At 60.4% G+C, this 13,456-nt stretch carries 10 protein-coding genes; 1 reads left to right on the forward strand and 9 read right to left on the reverse strand.

Annotated elements, in window-relative coordinates; translation table 11 throughout:
* Positions 1-47 precede the first annotated feature (47 nt).
* From H6X51_RS16225 to H6X51_RS16235, 3 genes are all read right to left on the reverse strand, one after another.
* A complete protein-coding gene (locus H6X51_RS16225) occupies positions 48-2,399 on the reverse strand; it encodes an efflux RND transporter permease subunit (RefSeq protein WP_185268513.1) in 2,352 nt (783 codons plus the stop codon).
* Positions 2,400-2,453: 54 nt separating this feature from the next.
* The gene (locus H6X51_RS16230; protein WP_185268514.1) at positions 2,454-3,620 is read right to left on the reverse strand and encodes a YCF48-related protein; all 1,167 of its coding nucleotides are present in this window, start codon (positions 3,618-3,620) and stop codon (positions 2,454-2,456) included.
* Between the two features lie 183 nt (positions 3,621-3,803).
* Positions 3,804-6,182 (reverse strand): efflux RND transporter permease subunit, encoded by a 2,379-nt coding sequence (locus tag H6X51_RS16235; RefSeq protein ID WP_185268515.1) that lies wholly within the window; start codon positions 6,180-6,182, stop codon positions 3,804-3,806.
* A 151-nt stretch (positions 6,183-6,333) separates the two neighbouring features.
* Here H6X51_RS16235 and H6X51_RS16240 point away from each other — a divergent pair, with 151 nt between their 5' ends.
* Positions 6,334-6,519 carry a hypothetical protein gene (locus tag H6X51_RS16240; RefSeq protein WP_185268516.1) on the forward strand — a complete coding sequence of 62 codons (186 nt, stop codon included), beginning with the start codon at positions 6,334-6,336 and terminating at the stop codon, positions 6,517-6,519.
* Positions 6,520-6,824: 305 nt separating this feature from the next.
* On the opposite strand, the gene pepN is transcribed toward H6X51_RS16240, so the two are convergent.
* Genes pepN through H6X51_RS16270 form a run of 6 tightly spaced genes read right to left on the reverse strand, consistent with a single transcriptional unit; the run spans position 6,825 to position 13,322 of the window.
* Positions 6,825-9,479, reverse strand: a complete 2,655-nt coding sequence (gene pepN, locus H6X51_RS16245) for an aminopeptidase N (protein ID WP_185268517.1) — start codon at positions 9,477-9,479, stop codon at positions 6,825-6,827.
* Positions 9,480-9,489: 10 nt separating this feature from the next.
* Positions 9,490-10,323: a DUF2797 domain-containing protein gene (locus H6X51_RS16250; RefSeq protein ID WP_185268518.1), complete on the reverse strand. Its 834-nt coding sequence runs from the start codon at positions 10,321-10,323 to the stop codon at positions 9,490-9,492.
* Positions 10,323-10,595, reverse strand: a complete 273-nt coding sequence (locus H6X51_RS16255; RefSeq protein ID WP_185268519.1) for a YeaC family protein — start codon at positions 10,593-10,595, stop codon at positions 10,323-10,325. Before H6X51_RS16255 ends, H6X51_RS16250 begins: the two co-directional genes overlap by 1 nt.
* Positions 10,596-10,642: 47 nt before the next feature.
* Positions 10,643-11,482: a rhomboid family intramembrane serine protease gene (locus H6X51_RS16260; RefSeq protein WP_185268520.1), complete on the reverse strand. Its 840-nt coding sequence runs from the start codon at positions 11,480-11,482 to the stop codon at positions 10,643-10,645.
* Positions 11,479-12,435: a metallophosphoesterase gene (locus H6X51_RS16265; RefSeq protein WP_185268521.1), complete on the reverse strand. Its 957-nt coding sequence runs from the start codon at positions 12,433-12,435 to the stop codon at positions 11,479-11,481. Before H6X51_RS16265 ends, H6X51_RS16260 begins: the two co-directional genes overlap by 4 nt.
* A gap of 5 nt (positions 12,436-12,440) precedes the next feature.
* On the reverse strand, positions 12,441-13,322 hold the full coding sequence (locus tag H6X51_RS16270) for an NAD(+) kinase (RefSeq protein WP_185268522.1): 882 nt from the start codon (positions 13,320-13,322) through the stop codon (positions 12,441-12,443).
* Between the last annotated feature and the right edge of the window lie 134 nt (positions 13,323-13,456).

Below are 13,456 nucleotides of genomic sequence, written 5' to 3' on the forward strand. Positions count from 1 at the left end.
AAGGCCGCGCGGTTCCCCGCGCGGCCTTCTTTCTTGCCATGTTGCGATCAGCTACGCAGCTTCTCGGGACGCAGCAGGAAGCGCGCCAGAGCCGGCAACAGCCACAGCGCTCCGAACATGTTCCACAGGAACATGAAGGTCAACAGAATACCCATGTCAGCCTGGAACTTGATGTCCGAGAAGATCCAGGTAGCCACACCTACCGCCAACGTGAAACCGGTGAAGGTCACCGCCTTACCCGTGGTCTTCAGTGTTTCGTAATAGGCATCCTGCAGTGCCATACCCTGGCGCAGGTAGGTCTCCAGTCGACTGTAGATATAGATCCCGTAGTCGACCCCGATACCTACCCCCAGCGCGATTACCGGCAAGGTTGCCACCTTCACACCAATGCCCAGGAACGCCATCAGCGCGTTGGCCAGCACCGAGGTCAGCGCCAACGGAATGATGATGCAGAGCACCGCACGAATCGAGCGGAAAGTCGCCAGACACATCAGGATCACCACCGTATAGACGGTGAGCAGCATCTTGATCTGCGACTTCTCGATCACAACGTTGGTCGCCGCCTCGATACCCGCGTTGCCGGCGGCCAGTTTGAAGGTGATATTCTCGTTGTCGTGCTCCGCAGCGAACTCTTCGACCGCCGCGGTCGCACGGGTGAGAGTATCGGCCTTGTGGTCATTGAGGAAGATCATCACCGGTGCCAGCGAACAACTGGCGTTGAACATGCCTTCCGGTGCACGGCTGATGGCGGTGTTCAGGTTATCCTGGTTACGCGACAGCGCCTGCCACTTCAAGCTCCCCTCGTTGTTGCCCATGATCACCTGTTTGGCCACGGTAACCAGCGACACGGTCGATTGTACCCCAGGCAGGTTGTTCATGCGCCATTCCAACTGGTCGATGGCTTCCATGGTGTCGTAGGCCGAACACATCTCCGGCGGCGTACTGACCATGACCACCAACACATCGGAACTGGTCGAGTAGTTGCTGATGATGAAATCGTTATCCAGGTTATAGCGCGAATCGGCACGCAATTCCGGCGCGCCCGGGTCCAGGTCACCGATCTCGACAAACTGGCCGTAATAGATACCGAAGGCAAAGGCCAGCACCGCTGCCACGACGGAAATCGGCGCTACCGCAGGATGGGCGAAACCGGAGATGAAGCGCCACAGTTTCTGCGGGCGCGAGGACAGCTGCCGGTTGCGCTCGACCGCGCGCTTGCTGATACCGATGTAGGACATGAGAATCGGCAGCAGTATGAGGTTGGTCAGGATGATGACGCCCACACCAACGGAAGCAGCGATACCCAGCTCACGAATGACCTCGATCTCGATCAGCAGCAGGGTCACGAAACCCACGCCATCCGAGACCAGGGCCACGATCCCCGGAATGTACAGCAAGCGGAAGGCACGACGGGCCGCCGTATGGGCGTCACCGGCGTCGACAGATTCGATTGCCATGGCGTTGATGATCTGCACCCCATGGGAGATGCCGATGGCAAATACCAGGAAGGGTACCAGGATCGAATAGGGGTCCAGACCGAAGCCCATGGTATGCAGCAGCCCCAACTGCCAGACAACCGCAATCACCGAGCAAACCAGGGTAGTCACCGAACTGCGCAGGCAGCGGGTGAATATCATCAACAGAACGAAGGTGATCACCAGAGCAGCGGCAAAGAACATGACCACCTTGATGATGCCTTCGATCAGGTCCCCTACCTTCTTGGCGAACCCGACAATGTGAACACTGATATTGGGGTTTTCACCCTGGAACTCGCTACGGATCTTCTCTTCCAGTTGCTTGGAGAAATCACCGTAGTCCAACTGGATCAGTTCCGACTGGTTTTCCGGGTTGGGATAGGATTCCTGCAGCGGCACCTCGATGATGCTCGACTTGAAGTTATTGGCCACCAGGCGGCCAATCTCGCCGGACTTGAGGATATTGACCCTCAGCTCGTCGAGATCCTCCTCGGTCATGTATGCCGGCCGGTTGGCCACCGGACCACCATCAAAACCGTATTCGGTCACCTCGGTCCAGCGCACGTTGGGCGTCCACAGGGAACGCAGGTTGGACCGATCTACCCCGGGAAGAAAGAACACCTCGTCATTGATGCGCTTGAGGGTTTCCATATATTCGGTGGAAAAGATATCCCCATCCTTGATCGCCACAGCAATACGAATGGAGTTACCCAGGTTGCTCATATCATCCTGGTGTTCCAGCATATTGACGATATAGGGATGTTCGAGAGGAATCATTTTCTCGAAACTGGTGACTGGGCGAACCTGGGTTGCCTGATAGCCTAAAAGAGCGGTGATTACTGCAAACAGCAGCAATACGATCAATCGGTTATTGAAAATCATGCGCTCCATGAGCGGAGCGCTTTCCCAATTTTTATTGGACATCCAGACTCTCCTGGCCTTTTCTTCTGCAAAGCAAACTTCTACGAATGCTGGCTGTTATTCTTCTGTGGCGGCGGGCTCCGGCAAAGTCAGCGCCGCGCTGCTGGATTTCGATACACCCTGTGCATCGGTTTTCATCGCTCCCCGCTGGCCTACCAGCACCAGGTTGCCGTCCGGCAATCCGGCGACGCCGGCAAGGGCAACCCGGTCGGAACGCACGGTCACCTTGAAGCCACGCCCGTGGTCATCACTGGTGGCGACCACACCACCCACCCCAACCACAACCACACGCCCATCGGCAGTCAGCTGTCCACCGGAGAGAGTGGATTCCAACGGACCATTATTAGGAGTGAGCAGTTCGACCTGTTCCCAACTGTCGCCGAAATCGGTCGAGCGGAACATGTTGCCACGCAGCCCCCAGGCCAGAACGCCGCCTGCCTCACCGGTACCGGCAACACCGAACCAGGAACCATCGTAGGGAGCCTCTTCCAGCGTTTCCCAGCTGTAGCCGTAATCAGTTGAACGGTACATGGTGCCCATCTCACCCACCAGGAACAGTCCGCTATCCTCGACTTCGGTCAGGGCGTTGTAATGGAAGCCATCCGGGTTATCCACATCGAAGGAGGCGTCCTCCCAGTTCTGGCCGCCATCTTCCGTACGCAGCAGCAGACCATAGGCACCCACCGCCAGGCCATTGCGCGCATCGCGGAACCAGACATCCATCAGGGGTTTTTCCAGAAACCCGAAGTTTTCCTCGTCAGGCTGATCAATTTCCGGATCGCGGTACTGTACCGACCAGCTCTCGCCACCATCGGAGGTGTGCAGAATCAGCGAGTCATGCCCCACCGCCCAACCATGGCGGTCGTCGACAAAATCCACTGAGGTCAGCAGTTGACGGGTAGGCGCCGGGGCCTGCAGCCAGCTTTCGCCTTGATCATCGGAATATACGATGTGCCCCCGGGAACCCACGGCCACCAGGCGCTCGCCCACCAGCTCCACGTCGAGCAACAGTGTCTTACTGGCCTTGAGTGAGAGAATCGCCGGCTTGAGAGCCTCAGTGTTCGCATCCTGGGCCACGGCCAGCGATGCTCCCCCTATCAGCGCGCCGGTCAAACCCAGCGCCATGACGATTTTGCGAGACCGCCCTGCTGTGCTCCTTGGTACAGGCTGCTGTACATCAGCCTGCTCAAAGGATGAAATGCGCCAGAAATGTGGCTGCTGCATAGTCCTTCCCCTTTGTTCTTATAGATATGCTGCCTGTTGGCATACCTGCCGAATACTAACGAGCTTTGACAGGCTCCGCCAACCGCGCTTGGTTATCTTTTGTTAATCACATCAATAATAATGCCTCTTGCGCCAGATCGATGCCGATCGACGCAAGAGCCGTCATTTTCTCAAACTTTCCTCTCAATGTTGCAGAAAGGAGTCCTTCTTGTTGCGCACTTTCTCCGGGTTGATGAGAAAGCGAGCCAGGGCCGGCAACAACAGCATGGCACCAAACATGTTGACGATGAACATGAAGGTCAGCATCAGACCCATGTCCGCCTGGAACTTGATGGCGGAGAAAATCCAGGTCGCCACACCAATAGCCAGGCACAGACCGGTAAAGAGCACCGCCTTACCCGTAGAACTCAGCGTCTGGTAGTAGGCTTCCTGCAGCGGCATACCCTGGCGCAGGAAACTCTCCAGGCGGCTGTAGATATAGATCCCGTAGTCCACCCCGATACCCACACCCAGGGCGATCACCGGCAGCGTCGCGACCTTCATGCCGATGCCGAGGAAGGCCATCAGCGCGTTCCCCAGGATCGATGTCAGGATCAGCGGCAGCACGATGCAGATGGTCGCCGGCAGCGAGCGGAAGGTGAACAGGCACATCGCGCCGACCCAGAGGTATACCAGCACCAGGATGGTCAGCTCGGAGCTGGCGATGATCTCGTTGGTCGCCGCTTCGATACCAGCATTACCCGCCGCCAGCTTGAACTTCAGCGTATCGGTATCGTATTCCTCGGCGAAGGCCTTGACCTCGTCGGTGGCGCGGGTGAGCGTTTCTGCCTTGTGGTCGTTGAGGTAGATCAGCACCGGCGCCAATGAACAGGAACTGTTGAACATGCCCTCCGGCGCACGGCTGATGGCATTGTTCAGGTTATCCTGGTTGCGCGACAGCGCCTGCCACTTCAGGTTGCCCTCGTTGTTGCCCATGATCACCTGCTTGCCCACGGTAACCAGTGACACAGTCGATTGCACGCCCGGGACATTGTTCATGCGCCACTCGAGCTGGTCGATGGCTTCCATGGTGTCGTAGGCCGAGCACATCTCCGGCGGCGTTTCCACCATGACCACCAGAATGTCGGAACTGGTGGAGTAGTTGCTGATGATGAACTCGTTATCCAGGTTGTAACGCGAGTCGGCGTGCAGCTCCGGAGCACCGGGGTCCAGGTCGCCGATCTCCAGGTTGGCCTTCTGGTACAGGAAGCTGCCGACACCCGCCACCAGGCCAAGGATGACCATGATCGGTGCCACACGCGGATGGGCGACGTTGGACAGGAACCGCCAGAACGGATGTTCGCTCGCCGCATAGCGCTTGCTGCGCGCGACCGCACCCTTGCTGATACCCAGATAGGAAATGGTTACCGGCAACATGATGAGGTTGGTGAACACGATGACGGCCACACCCACCGAGGCGCCGATAGCCAGCTCGTGGATTACGCCGATATCCAGCACCAGCAGCGCGATGAAGCCCACGGCGTCCGCCAGAATGGCGATCATGCCCGGCAGGAACAGCTGCCGGAAGGTGCGCCGGGCAGCCAGCAACGCCGTATCCGCACCGCTGGAATGCAGCGCGATGCCGTTGATCTTCTGCACCCCATGGGAAATACCGATGGCGAAGATCAGGAAGGGAACCAGCATGGAGTAAGGGTCCAGCCCGAAGCCGATCAGATGGATCAGGCCCAGTTGCCAGATTACCGCGATCAAGGTAGTGACCAGCACCGCCATGGTGCTGCGGATACACCAGGTGAACCAGTACAGCAGACAGAAGGTGATCGCCACCGCCACTGCGAAGAACAGCATCACAGCCATCAGGCCATCGATCAGGTCACCCACCTTCTTGGCGAAACCGACGATGTGGATACTGATGTTCGGGTTCTCGTTCTGGAATTCGTTACGGATCTTCTCTTCCAGCATGGTCGAGAACTCGCCGTAGTCCAGACGGATCAGCTCGGACTGATTCTCCGGATTCGGATAGGACTCCTGCAACGGAACCTCGATGATGCTCGACTTGAAGTTGTTCGCCACCAGGCGACCGATCTCCCCCGACTTGAGCACGTTGACCCGCAGCTCGTTGAGATCATCCTCGGTCATGTACGCCGGCCGGCTGGCCACCGGACCACCGTCGAAGCCATATTCGGTCACTTCGGTCCAGCGCACGTTGGGCGTCCACAATGAGCGCAGCCCCGCCCGGTTCACACCCGGCAGGAAGAACACCTCATCGTTGATACGCTTGAGCGTTTCCATGTATTCGCTGGAGAAGATATCGCCATCCTCGATGGCCACCGCGATACGGATGGAGTTACCCAGGCTGGCCAGATCGTCCTGATGCTCGATCATGTTGACGATGTAGGGATGTTCGAGGGGAATCATCTTCTCGAAACTGGTATCCGGCCTGATCTTCGTTGCCTGATAACCGAGGAAGATTGTCACCAACGTAAATAGCACTACAACCATCAATCGATGGTTGAACACCAGCCGCTCCATGAAGGTGGCTTCTTCTTGATCACTCATGGACATCCAGACTCTCCTGGTTGTTATTGTTTCAAACCGCTGGAATGGCACACTCCTGGAAGCCTGTCCGCCGGTTACTCGGTTCGGAAGCCGGCATGCAGGAGACCAACAGGGCGGGGCATGCACTCAACCCAAGACGACAGAATGAACAAGGACAATGAAGAAGATCAGCTCCACCGGAGCGATGCAGGATGCTGTTATAAAGCAGCGTAGCGCAAACCTGTTCCATCAGGACATTACGCATGAAGACCCCTTATTGTTATTGGTCACCCTGGATGATCGGGCGATTCATCTTAGAGCGAATGAGGCTGCCTACCAATGGCTGATCCGTAATCTTTTGTAATTGGCGCACCATTATCACAAAACGCGAGTATGCATCATAAGCGAAACGCAGTGTTCCTCCGCTATCCTTCACTCCCACCACCTCGTCATCGTTCGCTCCCCCACCTCGTCATCCTTCGCTTCTCCCCGTCATCCTTCGCGAAGGCGAAGGATCCATCGGCCACTCCGAGTCAACCGGCACCATGGATCCTCGGCCTTCGCCGAGGATGACGAGGGGGCACTGACGACGAGGGGGAGCGAAGGATGACGAGAGGGGAGCCACTGATGACGAGGCATCTTCCATTTGCCTCAAGTCAGCGACTCACCTCAAGCCAGCGACTTGCTGACCACCTCATAGACATCGGTGGACAGTTCCTCACTGGCCAGGATGCGCGTCAACTCCGCCTTCATCAGCTCCTGGCGGGCCGGATCGAACTTGCGCCAGCGGGTCAGCGGCGTGAGCATGCGCGAGGCGATCTGCGGGTTCAGCCGGTCCAGTTCGATGATGCGCTCGGCGACAAAACGGTAGCCTTCCCCATCGGCACGGTGGAAGTTGGCCAGGTTCTGGTTGGCGAAGGCGCCGATCAGCGCCCGGACCTTGTTCGGGTTGCGGATATTGAAGGCCGGATGCTTCATCAGCCCCTGCACCCGCTCCAGGCCACCGGGCAGCGGACTGCTGGCCTGAATGCTGAACCACAGGTCCATCACCAGCGGGTAGTCGCTCCAGCGCTGGGCGAATTCCTGCAGGGCGGCATGCTTCTGCTGCTCGTGGGGCGAGTTGACCAGCGCCACCAGCGCCGCCTGGCGGTCGGTCATGTTGCCGGCCTCGACGAACTGCCGCACACAGGCCGACAAGGCCGCCGGCGCATCGGTCAGCATCAGATAACCGAGCACCGTGTTGCGCAGGCTGCGCCGGGCCATGGCGGCAGCATCGGCGCTGTAGCCGCCCTGCCCCGCGTCCAGCCGCTGGAATACCTGCCATAGCGGCTCGGCCAGGGCATTGGCCAGTTCACGGCGCACCCACTCACGCACATGATGGATGGCGTCGACATCGGCGATCTCGGCCAGCTCGATCAGGTAGGCCTCGGATGGCAGGCGCAGGATTTCCGCCACCATCGCCGGGTCCAGCTCGGTGTCGAGCAGCACACTGCGATACATCTCCAGCAGGCGCTGGTCCAGCAGCAGCGGCCGTCCAGCCTGGTGAATCTCGATCAGGCCCTGCAGCACATCCACCGCCAGCGACTGCGCCGCTTCCCAGCGGTTGAAGCCATCCGGATCATGCATGGCCAGGAATACCCGATCATCGCGCGAATAGGGATACGCCAGCTTCACCGGCGCCGAAAAGCCGCGCAGCAGTGACGGCAGCGGCTGCTCGTTGACGTTCTCGAACACGAACACCTGCTCCGCCTCGGTTATCGCCAGCACCGTTTCCGTACCACGGCCCTGCCCTTCGCCAGCCAGCTTCAGCGGCATTTCCCGGCCCTGACCATCCAGCAGCGCCATGCGCAGCGGAATCACGAAGGGCTGTTTGTCCGGCTGGCCGGGTGTCGCCGGGCAGCTCTGCCGGCAGCGCAGGTGGAAGGTCGCGCTGGCCGCATCGTAGTGGCTGTCGATCTCCAGCAGCGGCGTACCGGCCTGGCTGTACCAGCGCTTGAACTGGCTGAAGTCCACCCCATTGGCATCCTCCAGCGCGGCGATGAAGTCATCGCAGGTCACCGCCTGGCCATCATGACGCTCGAAGTACAGGTCACTGCCCTTGCGGAACCCCTCGGCACCGAGCAGCGTGTGCAGCATGCGCACCACTTCGGCACCCTTCTCGTAGATGGTCAGGGTGTAGAAGTTGGAAATCTCGATAAAGGAAGCCGGCTGCACCGGATGGGCCATGGGGCCGGCATCCTCCGCGAACTGGTTGGAGCGCAGGAAGGTCACATCCTCGATGCGCTTGACCGTGCGCGAGTTCATGTCGGCGCTGAACTCGGCATCACGGAACACCGTGAAGCCCTCCTTCAGCGACAGCTGGAACCAGTCCCGGCAGGTGACCCGGTTACCGGACCAGTTGTGGAAATACTCATGGGCGACCACCGCCTCCACCCGCTGGAACGCCATGTCACTGGCAGTATCGGGGTGGGCCAGCACACAGCTGGAGTTGAAGATGTTCAGGCCCTTGTTTTCCATCGCGCCCATGTTGAAGTCGTTGACCGCGACGATCATGAAGATGTCCAGGTCGTACTCGCGGCCATAAACCTCCTCGTCCCAGCGCATGGCACGCTTGAGGCTGTCCATGGCATGGGCGCATTGCCCGCGGTTTTCCGGCTCGACATAGATGCGCAGCTCGACTTCACGGCCACTCATGGTGGTGAAGCTGTCATCGATACGGTACAGATCCCCGGCGACCAGGGCGAACAGGTAGGCCGGCTTGGGGAAGGGGTCCTCCCAAGTAGCCCAGTGCCGCCCGCCTTCATGATCGCCACTGGCGATCAGGTTGCCGTTGGACAGCAGCACCGGATAGGCGCCACGCTCGGCCATCACCGTGGTGGTGAAGCGGCTCATGACGTCTGGACGGTCCAGATAATAGGTGATCTTGCGAAAGCCCTCGGCCTCGCACTGGGTACAGAACATGCCCCCGGACTTGTACAACCCTTCCAGCGCGGTATTGTTCTGCGGCTCGATACGGGTGGTGATCGCCAGCTCGAACTGCTCGGCCTGTGGCTGCAGTGTCAGGCTGTCGTCATCCAGCTGGTAGTCGGCGGCCGACAGTTCCCGCTCATCCAGCACCACACTGCGCAGCTCCAACTGCTGGCCATGCAGTACCAGCGGCGGCAGTGCCGCCCCCTGCCCCGCGGCATTACGATGCATGAACAGGCGGCTGTGCACCAGCGCATGATCCTCGAACAGCTCGAAGGTCAGATGCGTCTCGTCGATCAGGTAGTCGGGCTGCTGATAGTCCTTGAGGTAAATGGTCTGGGGTTGTTCTGTACGCATGATGGACTCCTCAGGACACACTGAAAGCCATAGTGTAGGCAGTGTATTTGCGAATATTGATGACGGCCGTATCCAGTAACAGGTATTGACCCTTGATTCCCAGCAGGGTGCCCTCCAGCAGTGGCTCCTTGTCCAGGTTGGCCGACTGCGGCTTGGCGCTGTACTCCAGCACCGGATAGCGGATGTGCTGCACCTGGGCGTCCGCCAACGGCTGGATGGCCTGCAGGCCGAAGCGCGCCTGCAATGCCTGCAGACCCTGCTGCGCACCGTCCAGCAGACGCTCACGCTCGGCCAACAGGTCGATCGGCTCCGGCTCGCCACGCAGCAGCGCACGCCAGTTGGTCTTGTCGGCCACCTGCTGGCGCAGCAGGTCTTCCACCAGCCCGGACTGCTGACGGGTGGCCACCCGCAGGATCGGCAGCGCCTGGCTGGCGCCCTGGTCGATCCAGCGGGTCGGGATCTGGCTGGCACGGGTAATACCGACCTTCAACCCCGAGGAATTGGCCAGATAGACGATATGGTCGGTCATGCAGAACTGCTCGCCCCAGGCCGGCTCGCGGCAGGTACCCTGGTCGTAGTGACAGCGCTCGGGGCTGACGATGCAGATATCGCACTGGGCCAGCTTCTTCATGCAGGGGAAGCAGAACCCCTGGCTGTAACTCTTCTTGGTGAGCCGCTTGCAATGGCTGCAATGGATAGGTCCCAGTGCCTCCAGCCGGATAGACCGGCCCAGCAGCTCATTCAGGGGTACTTGCTGATCACCAAGGGGTAAAGCGTACTGGACGGGTTCGCCCAGAGTTCCGAGCATCTTGCGGATACTGCCCTCGCCGCTGACCAGCGCCATCAGTGCAGGGTGCCCTTGGCCGGGGCGAACAGCGATTCATCCAGGTTGGTCGGCGCCTTCGCCTGGTTCTTGCAGGTCTGGCCGATATAACCGGTACGCTGCTCCTCCGGCAGGTTGTCCATTTCCCAGGCGATGATCGCCTGCAGACACAACTCCTTCTGCTCCTGGGTCAGCTTGCGGCCGTCCGACCACTTGCCCAGCTCGATGGCCTGCTTGAGGCTCTCGTACACCTCGGGAGAGATATTGCGCAGCATGTCGATAAAGGTATTCATGGGTTCTCCGGAGCATGATTGAGGGTGAGCCGGCTATTGTACCTTGATCAGCGCATGCGCTGCAGACCACCGGCCACCGCGCCGCAGGCACAACCGATCAACAGCCCGCCGACATGGGCAGCATTGGCGATCGCACCGAAGCCGAGCATGGTCACCACACCCGAGAGGCACAGCACCAGCCAGCCGAGCATCATCACCACCACGCCCTTGGGCAGGTCGAAATGCACGTTGGGCGACAGCAACTGGTACAGCCAGCAATAGCCCAGCAGCCCATACAGTACCCCGGACAAGCCACCGAACAGCACCGGACCACTGAACAGCCACTGCGCCAGGTTGGATACCAGCGCGAACAACAGGGTCAGCCCGAGCAGCCACAAGCTGCCGGAGCGCAACTCGATACGCCGACCCAGCTCCCAGTACCACAGCGCATTGAACGCCAGGTGCAACCAGCCGAAATGCAGGAACATCGGTGTGAACAGCCGCCACCACTGCTGCAGATCCAGCTCGCCGGCCAGGTAGCCGCTGGCGGTGACCGGAGTGAAGGTGAACAGCACTATGGCCTGCAGGTTGCCGCCGATACCGGTCATCAGCGCCACCACGGCGGTGATTGCCAGCACCGCCAGGGTCACCGGCAGATGCCGCAGCAACTGCTGCCAGCTCAGCCGCCTGGCCGGCCGGACAGGCGCGGCCGGCCCGGCATCCTGCTGCGGCACGCCCTCGGCATAGAGCAGCCGCACCAGTTCGGCATCGGCCTCGTCGCGAGTCCAGATCACCTGCTGGCCGCGCTCCTCGGTGATGCGGTGCGGAACGCCCTGGCGGCGCAGGAAGCCGGTCAACTGGCTCAGGTCCTCATCCAGCCGGCAATGCATGGCGCGGCATCTGCTCATATCACATCCACCCAGACGAAATTTTCCTGCAGCAGCCGTTGCTCGCCACTCCAGCGATAGGCTACCAGCCGGCCATACTTCACCGCGCTGTAGTCGAGGCAGGCCAGGTTCCCACGGATCGGCCGCGGCACGCCATGCTGCCAGTAATGACCGACGAACAGCGGCGGCTGATCGCGGCCGTAGATCAGCAGCTCACGCTTCTGCCGGTCGGTCAGCGGACGGATGGCGATATGCTCGGGCAATCCATCGGGCTGGAACACCAGGTCACCGTAGGTCTGTGGTGCCTCCTCCCAGAACTTGGTGCGGAACATGGCCCGGGTGAAGCCATCGCGGCCGGTCATGGTCAGCCCGTGCGGCAACGGCATGCCGATGCCGCGCAGCAGGCGGTCGAACACCTGGTCGGCAAAGCCATCGCGCTCCACCGAGGCCTGGAGGAACTCGATGTCGGGACAGCCATCGGGATATTGCGCGGTGAACGACTCGATGAGTTGATCGTCCCAACAGGCATGCACCAGGCGGAACGCCTCCATGTCCAGGTACAGCGGCAGGGTCCAGAACCAGTCGATGAACTCATCCCACTCGGCGGCACGCCCGGAAAACTGTTCGAGCGTTGCCTGAATCTGCCGCTGGTTGCGCTCGGTGTGTTCACGTACATAGCGCCGGCCACTGCCAGCCGGCGCCGGGGTCATCCAGCCCAGCGCATTGAACTCGTGGTTGCCCATGATGCAGCGGGCAGTACCGGCCTCGACCATGTCACGCACCAGCAGCAGCGCCTCGCGAATACGCGGGCCGCGGTCGATGATGTCGCCGAGAAACAGCGCCTGGCGCTGCGGGTGGCGCCACACACCGCCGATGCGCGCATAGCCCATGCGTTCGAGCAGCACCTCCAGGGTGCGTGCGCAACCGTGCACATCACCGATGATGTCGTAGCCCCGCCATTGTTCCTGCGCCATGGTCATCATTCCGTCAGGCGACTGCTCCAGCCCAACTTGCTGCGGCAGATCGCGTAGAAATTATGGTCCAGTGGGTGGATCAGCCGCAGTTTCTGCGGCTTCTTGCGAATGATCAGGGTGTCACCCGGGGCACAGGCAATATGTTCCTGGCCATCACAGCTGACCTGGGGATAGATCTCGTTCTTCCTGCTGATGACCACGCGGATCTCGCTGTTGCCCTCGACCACGATCGGACGGCTGGACAGGGTATGCGGGAACATCGGCACCAGCACCACCGCATCCAGCTTGGGGTGCATGATCGGCCCGCCGGCCGACAGCGAATAGGCGGTGGAACCGGTCGGGGTGGCCACTATCATGCCGTCGGACTTCTGGCTGTAGACGAACTGGCCATCGACGAACAGCTCGAACTCGATCATTCGCGCCGACTTGCCGGGGTGCAGCACCACGTCATTCAGCGCCTCGCTGCTGCCCAGCTGCTCCTCGTCACGACAGACGAAGGCATCCAGCAGGAAACGCGACTCGGCCATGTACTCGCCGGCCAGCACCGCACCGACCCGCTGCTCCAGCTCATCCGGGGAGATATCGGTGAGAAAGCCCAGGCCGCCGCGGTTCACCCCCAGCACCGGCACATTGTAGCGACACAGTACGCGGGCCGCGCCGAGCAGGCTGCCATCACCGCCGACCACGATCACCAGATCGCAGATCTCGCCCATCATGGCGCGCGAACAGACCTGCAGCTGATGCCCAGGCAACAGGTCAGCCACGGCATCCTCGAGTATCACGGTATGCCCCTTGTCCAGCAGGAAGCGCTTGAGGCGACGCAGGGTGTCCACCACCCGCCCACTACCCAGGCGACCGATCAACCCGATATTGCGGAAATGCTCCATACACCACTCTCTGTAGTCGGCTTGAGAAATTCCGCACAACGCTCTGACGCACGGACAAACGCTAATTATCCGCAGCAGCTTGGCTTCTGGCAAATAACGAGAGCTGACTGGCCCTCTATCGTAGGAGCGGCGCC

It is taken from the genome of Halopseudomonas xiamenensis, from assembly GCF_014219065.1.
GTDB lineage: Bacteria > Pseudomonadota > Gammaproteobacteria > Pseudomonadales > Pseudomonadaceae > Halopseudomonas > Halopseudomonas xiamenensis.

Excerpts from the sequence above, each read along its gene's own strand:
- H6X51_RS16225 (WP_185268513.1), bottom strand. The coding sequence starts at position 2,399 with ATGTCCAATAAAAATTGGGAAAGCGCTCCGCTCATGGAGCGCATGATT.
- H6X51_RS16230 (WP_185268514.1), bottom strand. The coding sequence starts at position 3,620 with ATGCAGCAGCCACATTTCTGGCGCATTTCATCCTTTGAGCAGGCTGAT.
- H6X51_RS16235 (WP_185268515.1), bottom strand. The coding sequence starts at position 6,182 with ATGTCCATGAGTGATCAAGAAGAAGCCACCTTCATGGAGCGGCTGGTG.
- H6X51_RS16240 (WP_185268516.1), top strand. The coding sequence starts at position 6,334 with ATGAAGAAGATCAGCTCCACCGGAGCGATGCAGGATGCTGTTATAAAG.
- pepN (WP_185268517.1), bottom strand. The coding sequence starts at position 9,479 with ATGCGTACAGAACAACCCCAGACCATTTACCTCAAGGACTATCAGCAG.
- H6X51_RS16250 (WP_185268518.1), bottom strand. The coding sequence starts at position 10,323 with ATGGCGCTGGTCAGCGGCGAGGGCAGTATCCGCAAGATGCTCGGAACT.
- H6X51_RS16255 (WP_185268519.1), bottom strand. The coding sequence starts at position 10,595 with ATGAATACCTTTATCGACATGCTGCGCAATATCTCTCCCGAGGTGTAC.
- H6X51_RS16260 (WP_185268520.1), bottom strand. The coding sequence starts at position 11,482 with ATGAGCAGATGCCGCGCCATGCATTGCCGGCTGGATGAGGACCTGAGC.
- H6X51_RS16265 (WP_185268521.1), bottom strand. The coding sequence starts at position 12,435 with ATGGCGCAGGAACAATGGCGGGGCTACGACATCATCGGTGATGTGCAC.
- H6X51_RS16270 (WP_185268522.1), bottom strand. The coding sequence starts at position 13,322 with ATGGAGCATTTCCGCAATATCGGGTTGATCGGTCGCCTGGGTAGTGGG.